13 protein-coding genes are annotated in these 16,861 nt (G+C 44.4%); 7 read left to right on the forward strand and 6 right to left on the reverse strand.

The genetic code is table 11. The features are described from left to right. The first annotated feature begins 242 nt into the window (after window positions 1-242). Entirely contained in the window at window positions 243-1,232 is a 990-nt protein-coding gene (gene mgrA / locus IDJ75_RS19940) for an L-glyceraldehyde 3-phosphate reductase (RefSeq protein WP_191177423.1), read from the forward strand. A 133-nt stretch (window positions 1,233-1,365) separates the two neighbouring features. Further along, window positions 1,366-3,825: a DUF5686 and carboxypeptidase regulatory-like domain-containing protein gene (locus tag IDJ75_RS19945; protein WP_191177424.1), complete on the forward strand. Its 2,460-nt coding sequence runs from the start codon at window positions 1,366-1,368 to the stop codon at window positions 3,823-3,825. A 125-nt stretch (window positions 3,826-3,950) separates the two neighbouring features. On the opposite strand, the gene IDJ75_RS19950 is transcribed toward IDJ75_RS19945, so the two are convergent. Continuing rightward, window positions 3,951-4,478 (reverse strand): GNAT family N-acetyltransferase, encoded by a 528-nt coding sequence (locus IDJ75_RS19950; RefSeq protein WP_191177425.1) that lies wholly within the window; start codon window positions 4,476-4,478, stop codon window positions 3,951-3,953. Window positions 4,479-4,580: 102 nt separating this feature from the next. Between IDJ75_RS19950 and guaA the strand changes: the two genes are divergently transcribed. The 4 genes from guaA (at window position 4,581) to IDJ75_RS19970 (ending at window position 11,108) form a co-directional block, all read left to right on the forward strand. Continuing rightward, the gene (gene guaA / locus IDJ75_RS19955; protein ID WP_191177426.1) at window positions 4,581-6,110 is read left to right on the forward strand and encodes a glutamine-hydrolyzing GMP synthase; all 1,530 of its coding nucleotides are present in this window, start codon (window positions 4,581-4,583) and stop codon (window positions 6,108-6,110) included. Beyond that, window positions 6,067-7,326, forward strand: a complete 1,260-nt coding sequence (locus tag IDJ75_RS19960) for an ABC transporter substrate-binding protein (protein WP_191177427.1) — start codon at window positions 6,067-6,069, stop codon at window positions 7,324-7,326. Before guaA ends, IDJ75_RS19960 begins: the two co-directional genes overlap by 44 nt. Next, window positions 7,323-8,507 (forward strand): RsmB/NOP family class I SAM-dependent RNA methyltransferase, encoded by a 1,185-nt coding sequence (locus IDJ75_RS19965; RefSeq protein ID WP_191177428.1) that lies wholly within the window; start codon window positions 7,323-7,325, stop codon window positions 8,505-8,507. Before IDJ75_RS19960 ends, IDJ75_RS19965 begins: the two co-directional genes overlap by 4 nt. A gap of 195 nt (window positions 8,508-8,702) precedes the next feature. Beyond that, entirely contained in the window at window positions 8,703-11,108 is a 2,406-nt protein-coding gene (locus IDJ75_RS19970; RefSeq protein WP_191177429.1) for an ABC transporter permease, read from the forward strand. Between the two features lie 389 nt (window positions 11,109-11,497). On the opposite strand, the gene IDJ75_RS19975 is transcribed toward IDJ75_RS19970, so the two are convergent. From IDJ75_RS19975 to IDJ75_RS19985, 3 genes are all read right to left on the reverse strand, one after another. Further along, window positions 11,498-12,067, reverse strand: a complete 570-nt coding sequence (locus IDJ75_RS19975) for a MarC family protein (protein ID WP_191177430.1) — start codon at window positions 12,065-12,067, stop codon at window positions 11,498-11,500. Between the two features lie 4 nt (window positions 12,068-12,071). Further along, window positions 12,072-13,235, reverse strand: a complete 1,164-nt coding sequence (locus tag IDJ75_RS19980) for an MFS transporter (RefSeq protein ID WP_191177431.1) — start codon at window positions 13,233-13,235, stop codon at window positions 12,072-12,074. An 86-nt stretch (window positions 13,236-13,321) separates the two neighbouring features. After that, window positions 13,322-14,842 carry an amino acid permease gene (locus IDJ75_RS19985; RefSeq protein ID WP_191177432.1) on the reverse strand — a complete coding sequence of 507 codons (1,521 nt, stop codon included), beginning with the start codon at window positions 14,840-14,842 and terminating at the stop codon, window positions 13,322-13,324. A 510-nt stretch (window positions 14,843-15,352) separates the two neighbouring features. On the opposite strand from IDJ75_RS19985, the gene IDJ75_RS19990 reads away from it, so the two are divergent. Continuing rightward, window positions 15,353-16,042, forward strand: coding sequence for an OmpW/AlkL family protein (locus IDJ75_RS19990; protein ID WP_191177433.1), 690 nt, complete (start codon window positions 15,353-15,355; stop codon window positions 16,040-16,042). Window positions 16,043-16,119: 77 nt separating this feature from the next. Here IDJ75_RS19990 and IDJ75_RS19995 read toward each other — a convergent pair whose 3' ends face one another. Together IDJ75_RS19995 and IDJ75_RS20000 are read right to left on the reverse strand one after the other, a co-directional pair. After that, the gene (locus IDJ75_RS19995) at window positions 16,120-16,542 is read right to left on the reverse strand and encodes a DUF4348 domain-containing protein (RefSeq protein WP_191177434.1); all 423 of its coding nucleotides are present in this window, start codon (window positions 16,540-16,542) and stop codon (window positions 16,120-16,122) included. Next, entirely contained in the window at window positions 16,542-16,820 is a 279-nt protein-coding gene (locus IDJ75_RS20000) for a hypothetical protein (RefSeq protein ID WP_191177435.1), read from the reverse strand. Before IDJ75_RS20000 ends, IDJ75_RS19995 begins: the two co-directional genes overlap by 1 nt. Window positions 16,821-16,861: the final 41 nt, after the last annotated feature.

Consider the following 16,861-nt stretch of genomic DNA (forward strand, 5'->3'; position numbering starts at 1 on the left):
ACATCAGGGAATCAACGGTAAAAAACCTATCGATATGGTCTCCCTTACAACAAATAAAAATACCTAATTCTGTTACCGAATTACTAAACCCTTACAATTGCGAGGAGCGTAGCGACGCGGCAATCTCAGCATATCCGCCTGTCCTTTAAGATTGCTACGCTATCGCTCGCAATGACACGTAGGCTACGAACAACTTCTTAAATTAATTTAAAAACCATACTTTAGCATATAAACTAAAACTCATGACCTACCTACCCTCACCAGAACGATATAACAAAATGCAATATCGCCGTTGCGGTAAAAGCGGCATAAAACTGCCGGCCATTTCATTAGGCCTATGGCACAACTTTGGCCATGTAGATGTGATGGAAAACTTCCGCAGTATTCTGCATCTTGCCTTTGATAGCGGCATCACCCATTTCGACCTGGCCAACAATTACGGGCCTCCCCCGGGCAGCGCCGAAACAAATTTCGGTAAGATACTGAAAGAAGATTTTGCAGGCTACCGCGATGAGATGATCATTAGCAGCAAGGCCGGTTACACCATGTGGGATGGCCCTTACGGCGACTGGGGGTCAAAAAAATACCTGGTATCGAGCCTCGATCAAAGCCTTAAACGTATGGGGTTGGACTACGTAGACATTTTCTACCATCACCGCCCTGATCCTGAAACGCCACTGGAAGAAACCATGGGCGCATTAGACTTAATTGTTCGCCAGGGTAAGGCTTTGTACGTGGGTATTTCCAACTACAATGCGCAGGAAGCCGAGAAAGCCATTGCTATACTTAAACAATTAGGTACGCCTTGCCTCATCCATCAGCCAAAGTACTCAATGTTTGTTCGCGATGCGGAAGCCGGTTTGCTGGATGTGTTGGGTAAAGACGGTGTGGGTTGTATCCCATTCTCGCCATTGGCCCAGGGCTTACTGACCAATAAATACCTGCATGGCATCCCTGAAGATTCTCGCGCGGCAAAATCAACCGGTTTTTTACAGGAAAGCCAGGTTACTGAGGAGGTGATAGCCAAAATAAAAAAACTGAACACCCTTGCCGAAAAGCGAGGCCAAACGCTTGCACAAATGGCGCTGGCCTGGTTGCTTAAAGACGACAGGGTAACATCGGTACTGATAGGTGCCAGCAAGCCTGCCCAACTGGTCGATTCGTTAAAAGCTTTGGATAACATTGATTTTTCTTCGGAAGAATTGGAAAAAATAGAGCAGATCTTAAAATAGATTTTAAACAATGTGCAGTCAGGTACATTTCGTTAGTAGGCGTATTTAGAAATAAATACGCCTTTTTGTTTAACAATAATTAACAACCCGCGTCTAAAAACTTTACACATCTTAGCGATACCAAACTGCGTCTATGAAATACCCTTTACTGTTTACCCTTTTCCTCCTACTAACAGCTAACTTATTTGCACAGGATGTTACCCTCACCGGTAAAATAACCGATGGGGCCGGCAATGCCGTACCCTTTGCTACGGTTTACATTAGCAATACCACAAAAGGTACATCGGCCAACAGCGATGGCAGCTACATATTAAATTTAAAAGCAGGCCAATACGAGGTGCAATACAGGGCAATAGGTTACAAACAGGAAAGCCGTAAAATAGACCTGAAGGAAAACCAAATCATCAACATTACTTTAAAAGCCGAAGATTACCAGATAAAAGAAGTAACAATACGCGCCGGTGCCGAAGACCCCGCTTATGCCATCATCCGCCAGGCTATTAAAAAACGTAAAACATATTTAAACGAGGTGAACGCCTACACCTGCGAGGTATATATAAAAGGCTTACAAAAACTACTGGCCGCCCCAAAGAAGTTCCTGGGGATTGACATGCAGAAGATAGCTCGCGAAAACGGCTTGGACTCTAACCGCACTGGGATTATTTACCTGTCAGAATCCCAATCAAAATACAGTTTTATCCGTCCCGATAAGGTACATGAGGAGATCATATCCTCCAAGTTCTCGGGGAGTAACCGGGCGTTCACGTTCAACCGTGCGTCAGACATGCAGGTGAATTTTTACGAGAACCTGCAAACCTGGGATGGCCTGAGCAACCGCCCGCTGATATCGCCCATTGCCGATAATGCACTATCTTATTACAAGTATAAATACATCGGCCTGGCTATTGAGAACGGTGAAACCGTTAACAAGATCCAGGTTATCCCCCGTAACGAACACGACCCTTGCTTTAACGGCTACATTTATATTATTGAGGATAGCTGGCGCTTACAAAGCCTTGGCCTGTACATCACCAAAAAATCGAGCATCAACTTTGTAGATACGCTAAAGGTCGACCAGCAATTTATCCCGGTAACCGGCAATGCATGGATGCCGGCATCGCTTAAGTTTGAATTTACAGGTGGATTCTTCGGCTTTAAATTTGGCGGTTATTTTATATCGCTTTATAAGGATTACGATATTTCCCCTAAGCTCGACAGATCGCAATTTGCCGAAGTGCTGCGCATCACCAAAGGTGTGAACAAAAAAGATTCGGCCTATTGGGAACAACAAAGGCCTATCCCGCTAACCGCCGAAGAAAAAACCGATTACCAGAAGAAAGCCGTACTGGCAGCCAAGCGCGAATCGAAACCATATCTGGATTCGCTGGATAAGGTGAACAACAAGTTTAGCGTTGGCAAATTCCTGCTTGGGGGGTACAGTCACCGAAACCGGTACGATCATGAATATTATAATTTCAACTCCCTCATTAGTTCTGTAGCCTATAACACGGTTGAAGGTTTATCTCTTGGCTACGGTGGTTCATTCACCAAACAAATAGACAGCATAAACAACCGTTACCTGCGTATTTATGGCAAGGTGCGTTATGGTTTTTCTAACAAACTGTTCAATGCAACAGGTGGCGTTACTATGCCGTTGGGTTCCACTACTTTGAATTTATCCGGTGGTTCTGATGTGATAGACCTGAATAACCGCGAGCCTATCACCACCTTTATGAATACGGCCTACACCCTCCTTAACAGGCAAAACTTCGAGAAGCTGTACCAAAAACAATATGCATCGGCCACCCTTTCAAAACGTATTTATGGCGGCTGGCAGGCAAGCGCCGGTGCAGAGTGGGCAAACCGCAAATATCTGTCGAACACTACCGATTACAGTTTCTTCCACCCTAAGGGGCACGAGTTTACGTCCAATAACCCGCTAAGTCTGGATGTGGATGTACCGCTGTTTGCGGATAACCAATCATTCAAGTTAAATGTGCGCACCACGTACGATTTTAGTAACCAATACGAAACTTACCCTACAGGCAAACGCTACCTGCCATCAAAATATCCAACCATCGGCATTAGCTTTACTAAAGCCATAAAAAATGTGTTTAGCTCTGATGCGGATTATAACCTGATCTCAGCCGATATCTCTAAAACAGATATCCCCATGGGTTTTTATGGCAAAACATCGTTTTATGTGGCCGTGGGTAAATTCTTTAACACCAAAAATATTTCTTATCCCGATTATAGACAGTTTGCAGGCAACCAGGTACTATTTTACCAAAGCGGCATTAACAAATTCATGTTGCTAAATTATTACCAGTTCAGTACCGGCGATAAATATTTGGAAGGCCACCTGGAGCATAATTTCACCGGGCTGCTCACCAACCAGATCCCGATTCTACGTAACTTAAAATTGCAGGAGATAGTTGATGTGAATTACCTATCCACCCCAACGCTAAAAAACTATACTGAACTGGGTGTAGGCTTCCAAACCAATGTGGGTTTAAGAGTGATGTATGGCACTTCATTTAACAATAAAGTGGGTGGTGCCAATCAGGCAATAAGGATAGGGGTAAGTTTTTAGAGCATTACGCAATAGGTCTTCGACAAGCTCAGACTGACACATTCCGTATGTCATGGTGAGCTTGTCGAACCATTAACGGGCTATGCACTGACATAATAAGTGTTCGACAAGCTCAGCATGACACTTTATTTCTTCCTCATCTTCACTATCCCAAGTAGTTCTTTATTCGGCAAGGTAACATCAATCCGCTCAACTGCCACATAGCCCATCACTTCGTAAAGCGGTACGCCGGGTAGTGTTGCACCAAGTTCAAAGCTGGTAAAACCATTGGCTTTTGCAGCATCTTCACATACATTAATAATTTTACGGCCTATGCCCTGCCGAGCATAATCGGGGTGTACAAAAAAAGCTCTTATCCTTGCGGCATCTTTCGCCGGGTCAAGCAGCGGGTCTTCGATGTCTTTATGCTGGTCGCCGCCAAACAGGGTGTTGCGTTTGCTCCAGCCGCCGCAACCTACCTTTACATTCTCCTTTTCGGCAACATAGTACGTGCCGTCTGTTATCAACTGGCTGTCAATCCCAAAAATGTATTTAATGGCGCTTTCTATCTGGTTTGGGGTATAATAATCCGTACTTAAACCGCGTACGGATAAGGCGATTAATTGCTGTAATTCTGCCACATCATCAAATGTAGCTAAGCGTGTCGTTATCATTGAGCAGATGTTTGCGGGCTAATATAAATTTTTATGCCAATTGTTAGCTCCAAAATCTAAATTTCCACTTTCCCTTTTCCGCTCAAAATCCTATCTTTGCCCATGCAAGAAAAAATCCTCATTCTTGACTTCGGTTCGCAGTTTACCCAGCTTATCGCGCGCCGTGTCAGGGAACTCAATATTTACTGTGAGATCCATCCCTTTAACAAAGTTCCTAAAATTGACGAAAGCGTAAAAGGAATCATCCTTTCCGGTAGTCCGTATTCTGTACGCCAGGAAGATGCACCTCATTTTGAGTTTGCCAAACACCACAAAACACTGCCTATTTTAGGCGTTTGCTATGGCGCACAGTATGTAGCCCATTTCCACGGTGGCGAAGTGTTGGCTTCGAGCACACGCGAGTATGGACGTGCCAACCTGGACTATGTTAAGCAGGACAATATTTTGTTTAAGGATGTACCGGTAGGTTCACAGGTTTGGATGTCGCACGGGGATACTATTGCCCGCATAGGCGATGATTTTGAGGTAATTGCAAGTACCGATAGCGTTAAAGTTGCCGCTTACCAGATAACCGGCACCCAAACTTACGGTATCCAGTTCCACCCTGAGGTTACCCACAGTATTGATGGCAAGCAATTGCTGCAAAACTTTTTAGTTGATATATGTGGCTGCTCGCAGGATTGGACACCGGATTCGTTCATCGAATCCACCATTGCCGAACTGAAGGCGAAATTGGGCGATGATAAGGTGGTTTTAGGCTTATCGGGCGGTGTTGATTCATCTGTTGCAGCGGTATTGCTGCACCATGCCATCGGCGCTAACCTGCATTGTATATTTGTAGATAACGGCCTGTTGCGTAAGGACGAGTACCAATCGGTGCTTGATTCATACCAGCACATGGGCCTTAACATTAAAGGGGTTGATGCCAAGCAGCGTTTTTACGACGCACTGGCCGGTTTAACCGACCCCGAAAAGAAACGTAAAGCCATTGGCCGTGTATTTATCGAAGTTTTTGATGATGCTGCGCACGAGGTACAGGGCGTAAGCTGGCTTGGCCAGGGCACTATTTACCCGGATGTTATCGAGTCGGTTTCGGTAAAAGGACCATCGGCCACCATCAAATCGCACCATAATGTTGGGGGCTTGCCCGATTTCATGAAGCTGAAGATTGTTGAGCCTTTAAACACCTTATTTAAGGACGAAGTACGCCGTGTTGGTAAAGCTTTGGGTATGGATCCAAACATACTAGGCCGCCACCCTTTCCCGGGCCCGGGACTGGCAATCAGGATCTTAGGTGACATCACACCAGAGAAAGTTGATATTTTACAACAGGCTGATGCGATTTATATCAACAATTTACGCTCTGCCGGTGTTTATGATAAAGTTTGGCAGGCAGGTGCCATTTATTTACCGGTACAATCGGTAGGTGTTATGGGCGATGAGCGTACATACGAGAACGTAATTTGCCTGCGTGCGGTAGAATCATTAGACGGGATGACGGCAGATTGGTGCCACCTGCCTTATGACCTGCTTGCAAAAATATCAAACGAGATAATCAACAACGTAAAAGGAATTAACCGGGTAGTATATGACATCAGTTCGAAACCACCGGCCACAATTGAGTGGGAATAAGTGGTTCATATTTGTTTTAGCGCTGATAGTTGGTGCATGTTCGCCCAAAATACGGACGGCACCCTCATCTACTGTAAAAACAAAAACTGAAAAACCCGTAATTAAAACAGACAAACCTGCCGAAAAGCCCCCGGTGAAAGCACCGGAGGCCAAGGCTCACGTTTTATCGCTCATACTCCCGCTGGGCCTTGACCATGCCGCTGCCGGGCAAACCTATACGGCTGCCGGCCTAAAAAAGGCCAACATGGCGGCCGAGTATTACCAGGGCTTTAAACTGGCTCTTGATTCTATTACCGCGGAAGGCGCTAACTTCAAGTTACAGGTTTTTGACAGCAAAGATGATGTGGCGCAATCACACAGCCTGGCGCTAAATCCGCAGATAAAAGCCAGCGAACTCATTATTGGCCCCGTTTTCCCTGATGATGTAAAAGCATTTACAGCAATGCTGCCATCGGCACGCAAGCCTATTGTATCTCCGTTGTCGCCTGCCGCGCCATCAACGTTCAATAACCAGAACCTGGTTACCATGACCCCGCCGCTTGAGTATCACGCCATGGGTGCTGCAACCTACATTGTTAAAAGCTTAAAGCCAAAAAAGGTATTCATCCTTAATTCGGGCTTTAGTGACGAGAAATTGTACACATCACCATTTAAGCGCACGGTCGACAGCCTGAGCAAGCGGAAGATCCAGGTAATAACCATTACCGTAGTACGCGGCAATTTAACATCACTGTTAAAGCAGCTTTCACCGTCAAATCAAAACATATTTTTAGTACCATCAACCAAACAGGCATTTTTAATGGTGACGTTACGATCATTAGATACACTATCTAAAAAATATCCGGTAACTTTATTTGGTCATCCTAACTGGGAGAAGTTTGCGTTCCTGAAGTCGGCCCTTCTACAAAGGCTGAACACGCACATTACATCGACAGATAAAGTTGATTATAAAAGCTCCCAAACCAATACTTTTTTACGTAGCTATCGCCGCACCTACCGTACCGAACCTACTGATTTTGCTATAAAGGGATTTGATCAGGGTTTATATTTTGCTAAGCTATTGGCCGATAATGAGGATTTTAATAAGCCCGACCTGGAAGATTTTAGCGGCATCCATAACAGTTTCCACTTTATAAAAAAGCCGGGGGTAGGCTGGATAAATACGCATGTAGATATCCTTAGGTATGAAAACTTCGATCTAAAAAAGGTTCAATGAAAGCCATAAATCAGTTAAAGACGTTTCAGCGCATATTGGGTGAATACCCTGCGGATACGCCTTTAGGTAAATTTTTACCCGGCTTTTATCGGCAGAACAAGCAAATGGGATCAACCGACAGGCGCGTTGCCGGCCGGCTCATCTATAATTATTTCCGCCTGGGCCGCGCCCTGCCCAACCTGCCATCTGAAGACCGGCTGATGGTGGCTGAGTTTTTATGCAATACGCAGTCAAACTCCTTTCTGCAACATTTTAAACCCGAATGGGCGGCTTGCATAAGCTTTGCCGTTGATGAAAAGATTAACCTCGTAAAAGCTACCTACCCTGATTTTAAGCTGGATGATGTTTTCCCATGGATACCACAACTTTCAGCAGGGATTGACAGGGATGCTTTTTTAAAATCGTTTTTTATACAACCCGACCTGTTTATACGGGTAACCAAAGGTTTTGAAACCCAGGTAAAAGCCGAGTTAACCAAAGCCGGTGTTACTTTTAAGGATGAAGGTAACAACTGCCTCTCGCTACCAAACGGTACACGGCTGGAAACCATCTTCCCCAAACAACATTGGTACGAGGTGCAGGACCTGTCATCACAGCAAACTGCCAATTACTTTAAACCACAAAAATGGGATAGCTGGTGGGATGCCTGCGCGGCTTCGGGCGGTAAGTCATTACTGCTGCATAGTTTGCAGCCGGATATTAAACTGCTGGTATCTGATATCCGCGAGTCCATCCTTTCAAACCTCGATGAGCGCTTTCAGCAAGCCGGTTTGCGTAAATACCAAAAGAAACTGATGGACCTTACCGAGAACAACGAGCAATTGCTTTACAATTACGAGTTCGACGGAATTATCCTTGATGCGCCATGCAGCGGTTCCGGCACCTGGGGACGTACACCCGAGATGATCAGCCAGTTCGAGATCCACAAAACCGAATTTTTCAAACGCCTTCAGCAAGCCATAGTAACCAACGTAGCTAAATATCTTAAACCCGGTAAACCGCTTATTTATATCACCTGCTCGGCTTTTAAAGCAGAGAATGAAGATGCTGTAAACTACATCACCAAGGAGCTTGGCCTGCAACTGGAAGAAATGAAAGTACTGACAGGTTATAAGAATAAAGCCGATACCATGTTTGTGGCCAGGATGGTGGCGCCTGCCGATAAGAGTGTTTTGGAGTAAGCGTTTCAGCTTTGTCCCAATGTGTCATTGCGAGCGATAGCGCGGCAATCTCATAGGACAATCGGATATGCTGAGATTACCACATCGCTACTCGCCTCGTAATGAAATGATAGTAATAAGAAATACGTTAAAAAATGTTAATCTTTTCATTTCCTAATCGTTAGCCGCTAATTTAGTTTCACAAAACTAAGCCCTATGCTGCACAACTACTTTACTATTGCCTGGCGAAACATCTGGAAACACAAGCTTTTCTCGCTAATCAACATATTTGGCCTATCGGTTGGCATTGCATTTACGCTGCTTATTGCGGTATATGTATGGCACGAGGTAAGCGTAAACCGCGACCTGCGTAACGCTGATAACCAGTATATCATCCAAAGCAAGTGGAAAGACCCTAATATGGGGAATATTTTAACAGCTCTTGCCCCTATGCCAAAGGCATTAAAGGATGAATACCCTAACCTGGTAGCCAATGCTTACCGATGGGATGGGGTAACTTCTACCGTTTCAAAAGGCGATAAACACTTTAGGGAAAGCTTGCAGGTTGGCGACAGCACTTTCATTACAACATACGGCTTTAAACTGTTACAAGGCGACCCAAAAACGGCCTTAAATGGCCCTTTTTCGGCCGTAATAACCCAGGAAACCGCCATAAAATACTTTGGCAAAACCGATGCAGTTGGGCAGTCTGTAACCATCGAAAGTTTCACCGGTAACAAGCACGATTTTACCATAACCGGCGTACTAAAAAAACTCAGCAAAAACTCGGTGACCAATGTTATTGATGGCAGCAACAGCACTTTCTTTTTACCGGCGGCAGCGGCAAAGTTCCTGGGGCGTAGTGTTGATGGTTGGAACAACACCGGCCTGGTGGGTTTAATAGAACTGAAAAAAGGCGTAAAACCGCAGGACCTTGACGGCCCCATGCGCGAGCTGATCAGGAAAAATGCATCGCCGCAAATTGCGGCCAACCTTACCCCTTACCTTGTACCGCTAAAAACTTTTTACCTGGATTGGGGCAACGGTACGGTTAAAAAAATGCTGTACACCCTATCCAGCATCGCGCTGTTTATTTTACTGATGGCGGTCATCAACTTTGTGAATATCTGCATCAGTCGTTCTTCGCAGCGGATGAAAGAAATGGGCATCCGTAAGGTATTGGGTGGATTGAGGAAACAACTTATCTGGCAGTTTTTAACCGAATCGGTTTTAATGGTGCTGATAGCTACTTTAATTGCACTGGGTATTTACGCCCTTGCAAGGCCATACTTTGCCGACCTATTGGCTACCGATATTGGCGGATTATTCTCCTTCCCGTTATACTTTTATGCTATGCCACTTCTGTTTGCGCTGTTAATTGGCTTATTAGCCGGTTTGTACCCTGCGCTGGTATTATCATCCCTAAAATCAATCGACTCGCTGAAAGGTAAGTTAGACAGGGTGAAAGATAACGTGCTATTCCGCAAATCGCTTATTGCGTTCCAGTTTGGTACTGCAGCGGTAGTATTAGTGTGCGCCATTGTAATTTCGGGGCAGATCAACCTCTTCTTCAGCAAAAGCCTGGGCTTTAATAAGGACTACGTGGTATCGGCCCAGTTACCCCGCGACTGGAGCAAACCCGGCGTACAAAAAATGGAAGGTATCCGTTACAGGCTTTCGCAGATCCCCGAGGTGAGCAGCGTGGCCCTATCATGGGAGATATTGGATGGCGCCAACAGCGGTGGTTTGCAAGCTTATAAGTTATCTGATAATCCTAACCAGGCCTTCGCTTCGCAAATGCTGCTTACCGATAACCAATATGCGAATACCTACGGCATCCCGCTTAAGGCCGGTACGTTTTTTAAACCGCAGTATATGCCGGCGGATTCTGCACAGGTAGTGATCAACGAATCGCAGTCGAAGGCGCTTGGCTTTGCTTCACCTAAAGATGCTATAGGCCAAAAATTTAATGCGCAAAATATGCCGCAGCTAACCATATGCGGCGTAACAGCCGATTTTCAGTTTGGCAGCATGTCCAGCCGCATACAACCGTTAACCTTTGTAAATGTTAATTACATCCCGTTCTATCGCTACTTCTCTATCCGGATAAAACCGGGCAATATGGAAGCGAGCATAACAGCGCTGCAAAAGAAATGGGCCGAGGTAATGCCCGGCGCACCGTTCGAATACAGTTTTATGGATGAGTCCCTTACCAAAATGTACAAAACCGAATTGCAGTTAAAAAAGGCATCGTACCTGGCCACCGGCCTGGCCATGATCATTGTGCTGTTGGGTGTATTGGGGCTGATATCCCTTAGCATTCAAAAACGTACCAAAGAGATAGGTATCCGCAAGGTATTGGGTTCATCGGTTAAGGATGTAATGCTGTTGTTCCTGAAAGATTTTCTGGGTACTGTGGTTATCGCAGGGCTTGTTGCCTGCCCGCTGGCTTACTGGATGATGCATAAATGGCTAAACGGCTATGCTTATAAAATAAACCTGACACCCGTACCGTTCGCCATTGCTATTATAGCGCTGATACTGGTAACATCGGTGCTGATAAGCCTGCAAACCGTTAAGGCAGCACTGGCAAACCCCGTGAAGAGTTTAAGGGCGGAGTAAGCGTTAGAAGCAAGAAATCAAGAGTCAGGAAGCAAGACCAGGAGCCGCGTGTAATTCGCTCGTTATTTAACTCACCCCCGACTGCGCTACGCTGGTCGCCCCTCTCTGCTGCGCAAAGAGGGTGAAAAAGGATTTATTTAACCCTCTTTGCGCGCAGCGAAGAGAGGGTGGTCGAGCGAAGCGATGACCGGGTGAGTCGGCCGCGTTAGCGCACCGATATGCGCCTTGCGGCTAAGGCCTGCACAGTATGAGCTGAAAGCCCGGACTACAGGCAACGCCCTCAGTATATCTCTATCGAGGATTGCCACGCTATCGCTCGCAATGACGGTCTAAAAGCAATAACGCATAAGTTTAAGTCCTGGCTCTTGATTCTAAGATCTTGATTCTCTCTACAGCCCGCTGTTACTCCTGAACAGCTTTATCGCGATAGCTAACAGTATCACACCAAAAGCCTTACGCAGAATGTGCAGGCCTGTTTTGCCAAAAAGCTTTTCCAGCCATTTTACGTTTTTAAGCACCAGGTAAACAAATAGGGTGTTTAAGATGATACCCACAATAATATTTTGCGTTTGATATTGCGACTTAAGGGATAGCAGGGTTGTCATGGTACCGGCACCGGCAATAAGCGGAAAAGCCAACGGAACAATTGACGCCGCCTCGGGTACCTCCTCTTTAAAAAAGTTTACCCCCAATACCATCTCCAATGCGATAATAAATATTACGATTGAGCCCGCTATGGCAAAAGAGGAGATATCCAACCCAATAACTGCAAGTAATTCATCCCCTGCAAACAAAAAACCTATCATTAAAACCAATACTGCAATGCTGGCCTTTTCCGACTCGATATGCCCAACCTTTTGGCGTAAATTGATAATGATGGGTATTGCGCCCAGTATATCGATGATCGCAAAGAGGATCATGGTTACGGAAAGGATTTCTTTAAATATTAATGGGTGCATAGGTTTAGGGGTTTTCTTTTGAGATTAAACGAATACTAAACAAAAGTGCAATTAAAATATATAAAGATGCTAAAAAGAATATACTATGTATAGATATTGCCGTAATTAATCCTGCTGTTACAGGCCCCAGTGTTTGCCCTATAGAGGCGTACGATTGATTTACACCCATTACCTCACCCTTCCCGTTACCTTCGTTATGATCAGCTATAATGGCGTTTAACATGGGGTTGCGTAAACCGTTGAACAGCCCGTAGATGCCGATGGGTATTGCAAAAAGTATAATGCCTGTAGCAAAACCCGCCAATACCATCATCCCTAAGCAAAAAAGGGTTGATATAAGCAGGATGGTTGCCTGCGATGGTATCACCTTTTTAACAGCGGGTACCAGCATCTGCATTAGTATACCACTTATACCAAAGCCTCCGTAAAATACCCCTATCTGCGTGGGGCTTAGTTTCAGTTCATCAACACTAAAGGTTTGGAAACCTATAAGCATAGTAAACTGCGCCATGGTTAGCAAAAAACCGGTAAATATGGCCGTACCTATCACCGGCTTTTTTAACACCGTTATCAATGATAAGAAACTAAACTCACCTTTCTTAGCTGCGGACCGGGCATTTTTATTCTGGTTGGTTTCTTTCAGGAAAAACAGGGTGAGCAGCACACCGATAACCGCAATGCCCGCCGCAAAAAAGAACGGCACTTTAAGCCCGAATTTACTAAGCAGGCCACCAATGGCCGGCCCTATTACAAAGCCAAACCCAAATGCCGACCCCAGGATCCCAAAGTTTTTGGCCCGTTCCTTTGGTGAAGAGATATCCGAGATCATGGCTTGCGCTACCGAAATATTGCCGCCTGTTAACCCGTCCAGTATGCGCGCGGCAAAAAGCATAAAAATGCTGTTGGCAAACCCAAACATAACAAATGATGCAGCCGTACCAATAAGGCTGATAACCAGCAAAGGCTTACGCCCCCATTTATCAGACAGTGAGCCCAGCACCGGTGTAGCAAAAAATTGTGCTATAGAAAATGCCGCTGTAAGCAAGCCTATAGTATGCTCGGTTACGCCAAACTTTTTACCATAGGGGTACAACAGTGGGATGATAATACCAAACCCCATTGAATTGATAATGGCAATAAGTACAAGCACCCAAATAATGCGGTTCATTTTCATCAATACAAAACAAAGCTATTAAACGCACAAAAGGTTCTGTTTGCACAGAACCTTTTGTATAAATATTACTACAATATAAATTATTGCTTTTCGAAATCAGACGCTTTTGGTAAAATATCTGATACGTTACCCAATATGCTTCGTTTCCTGCTGTAGCCAAAGTATATAACCAAACCGGCCACCATCCATACAAGTGCACTCACCTGTGTTTCGCGTGGTAAGCTTACTATCATACCCGCGCAAACTATTACACCTAAAATAGGTACCAACGGCACTAAAGGGGTTTTAAATGGCCTTGGTAAATTAGGGTTGGTTTTACGTAATAACATAACACCAACACATACCAGTATAAAGGCAAACAAGGTGCCGATAGATGTTAGATCGCCGGCAACGCTACCCGGAATAAATGCCGCAAACAGGCCCACAAAAACAAACAGGATAATATTGCTCTTGTACGGTGTACGGAATTTTGGGTGAAGATCTGAAAATATTTTTGGTAATAAACCATCTATAGACATGGTGTAGAATACCCTCGACTGGCCCATCAGCATCACCAGGATAACTGAAGAGAAACCTGCGAGGATAGCCACAGTAACCATGGTAGATAACCATCCGTAGTTATGCATGTAAGTACTGATAGCGTAGGCTACAGAAGCCTCTTTACCCGATTTCATGAAATCCTGGTAAGGTGCAACACCTGTTAATACCCATGAAAACAAGATGTAAAGAATGGTACAAACCACTAACGAACCTAATATACCAATAGGCATATCGCGTTTAGGGTTTTTAGCTTCCTGTGCTGCTGTTGATACTGCATCAAAACCAATAAAGGCGAAGAACACCACACCGGCGCCGCTTACAATACCGCCCCAGCCGTGATTAAAAAATGGTGCGTACGAATATGTTTTTCCGCTTGCCAGTACAACATCGGGTGCATTAGCAGGGATCATGTACGGGCTGTGATTGGCCGGGTTAATAAACTGCCATCCTACTGCTATAAACACCAATACGATAGCTACTTTAATAAACACGATGATACCGTTTACCGTAGCTGATTCTTGTGTACCTTTTATTAGTAATAATGATAATACTAAAAGGATAAATAATGCAGGCAGGTTGGCAATACCATGTATAGTTGTGCCATTTTGGATGATAGACTCCATTGGTGAGTGGCACCACTCGTATGGTATGGCCCCGTCAAGGAGCTTATTAACGTACTCACTCCAACTGATGGATACAGTGGCCGCCCCAAGTGCATATTCTAATATTAACGCCCAACCAATAACCCAGGCAACAATTTCGCCCATGGTTGCATATGCGTAAGTGTAAGCACTACCTGCAATAGGGATAATTGAAGCAAACTCGGCATAGCAAAGGCCTGCAAAGGCGCAACCAATTGCCGCAACAATAAATGATAGTGTTACTGCAGGGCCTGCGTGCTCGCCTGCTGCTGCTGCTGTCCTTACGAACAAACCGGCGCCAATAATGGCACCAATACCCAGTGCAATAAGGTTACCGGCCCCAAGCGTTCGCTTCAGGCTTCCTTCTGCATCTACAGAGGAGGTTAGTTGTTCAATAGATTTTTTTACAAATACCTTCATGTTTTAATTTAATAAGATCAGTTATAATAGTCTTGAAATCAGTTTCCCCAAACGTACTTAAATTTATTGAAAAGTTAAAGTGCAGAATGTAACAAGGGTATAGGTGTTTTCAACAGAATTAAAGGTTGTGATTATGAATGTTTTAAAGTTTATTTTTCAACCTAAAAATATGCTTTTGAAAACACTAAGTAGGGCACGCCTTCATAGCAGGAGACGCGAAGTATCACGTCTCTACGAGATATAATAATGTAGAGACGCGATACTTCGCGTCTTTGATGATTATGATATTTATAAAGGCGTTACCTGCGGCCCTGGCTATCCGCTCATAATGCGCAGGCCTTAACCACGTGCTGGTATCCGCTCTTACCCCTAACGCTTTTCCCAGCGGGGATTTTACCGCTTTAAGCCCGTTTAATTAATGATTACGCTCATCCTATCGCCTGCCCTCTATCATGTTGAGGGGAATTATAGCAGCATACATTTGACCTGTTAATCAATAAAAAATACATCATGAACAAATTCAGACTATTCGCTTTATCTCTGTTATTATTACAAGGGGTAACCGCTTTTGCACAACAAAAAAACGAATTCGATATCCGCGTTAGGGCCATAGGCATTATACCGCAGGAAAGTGCCACTATCGGCGTAATTGGCGGCGGTGTTAACATCAGTAACACCGTGGTGCCCGAACTGGACTTTACGTACTTCTTCGCAAAAAACTTCTCTGCCGAACTGATACTGGCTACTACCAAACATAAGGTTAATACCACATCATCAAACCTTACGGCTATTGGCGGGGCTGCCGCTGCCGATGTTAACCTGGGGCACGTTTGGTTATTGCCGCCTACCCTTACTTTACAATACCATTTACCTACAGGTACCGGCTTTAAGCCATACATAGGTGCAGGTGCCAACTACACTATATTTTACAGTGCAGACAAAGGGCCGGTTGTACAGGGCATAACCTATAAAAACAAGTTTGCCTTTGCAAGCCAGTTAGGGTTTGATTATGATATCAGCAAAACAGTGTTCCTGAACGTTGATGTTAAAAAGATCTTCCTTGCTACCCAGGCTACGGTAGATGCATCAAACCTAACCCCATCTGGCAATGAGGCTTTGCGTCCCGTTTTACAAAACATACCTGCCGATGTTAAAATAAGGCCATGGGTAATTGGTATAGGAGTAGGTTATAGGTTATAGTTTCTACAAAGTGTGTGATAAAGAGACAGCCGCTAATAGTGGCTGTCTCTTTTTTTGTGCGTTATTGCGGTGTGAGTTTAATCGGATTGGTCCTTAAAGCTAACCAGTTGCCATTTTCCGTTTCTGTATAAAAAATTAAAAAATGAGGAAATCCCCGTGTCCTCAACCATATGTTGAATTGGGACCTCGGTTTTGCTCAGTTGTGATTGTTTATAAATATTATTTTTATCTTTTTTAAAAGTTATATTATGCCATTTACTTTTTCCAATATAACTAACAGAATCACCATCTTCATCATCTCCGCCTATAGTTATGCTAAATGGGAATTTAACATGTGATACCTGGTATACAGAATCAGTTTTAAATTTCTTGAAAAACGTATCAAAGTCAGAGATCTCTGAAATGGTAGTCTTCTTCGCCGGATTATGTTTAGTGGGATTATCTGAACATCCTGTAAAAAGCGCAATAATTACTAATAAAAACAATATCAATTTCTTCATTACGGCAACGCTTTAAATATAAACAGTGGCGTTAACACTACATTCATTAATATCATTACCATTCCTAAACCTCTATTGAACTTTCCGCCGGTACGTATCAGCATAATGCCTGTCACTATCCCTCCTACCAAAAGCATGGCAGCATCAAAGTAAAGCAGGTAATCGGTAGTTGGTGGTTCAATATCCAGTTTAAACAGGTCGAAGATATCCGGCAGGTAGAGGTAGATGTCGTACAGGCAGAGAAGATAAAGGAGATAACGGAAAATAGGTTTCTTCATCAATGCTAATATAAATCTTTCTGCAACAAAAAGGCCCTCCG

The sequence above is a fragment of the Mucilaginibacter rigui genome, from assembly GCF_014773275.1.
Lineage (GTDB): Bacteria > Bacteroidota > Bacteroidia > Sphingobacteriales > Sphingobacteriaceae > Mucilaginibacter > Mucilaginibacter rigui_A.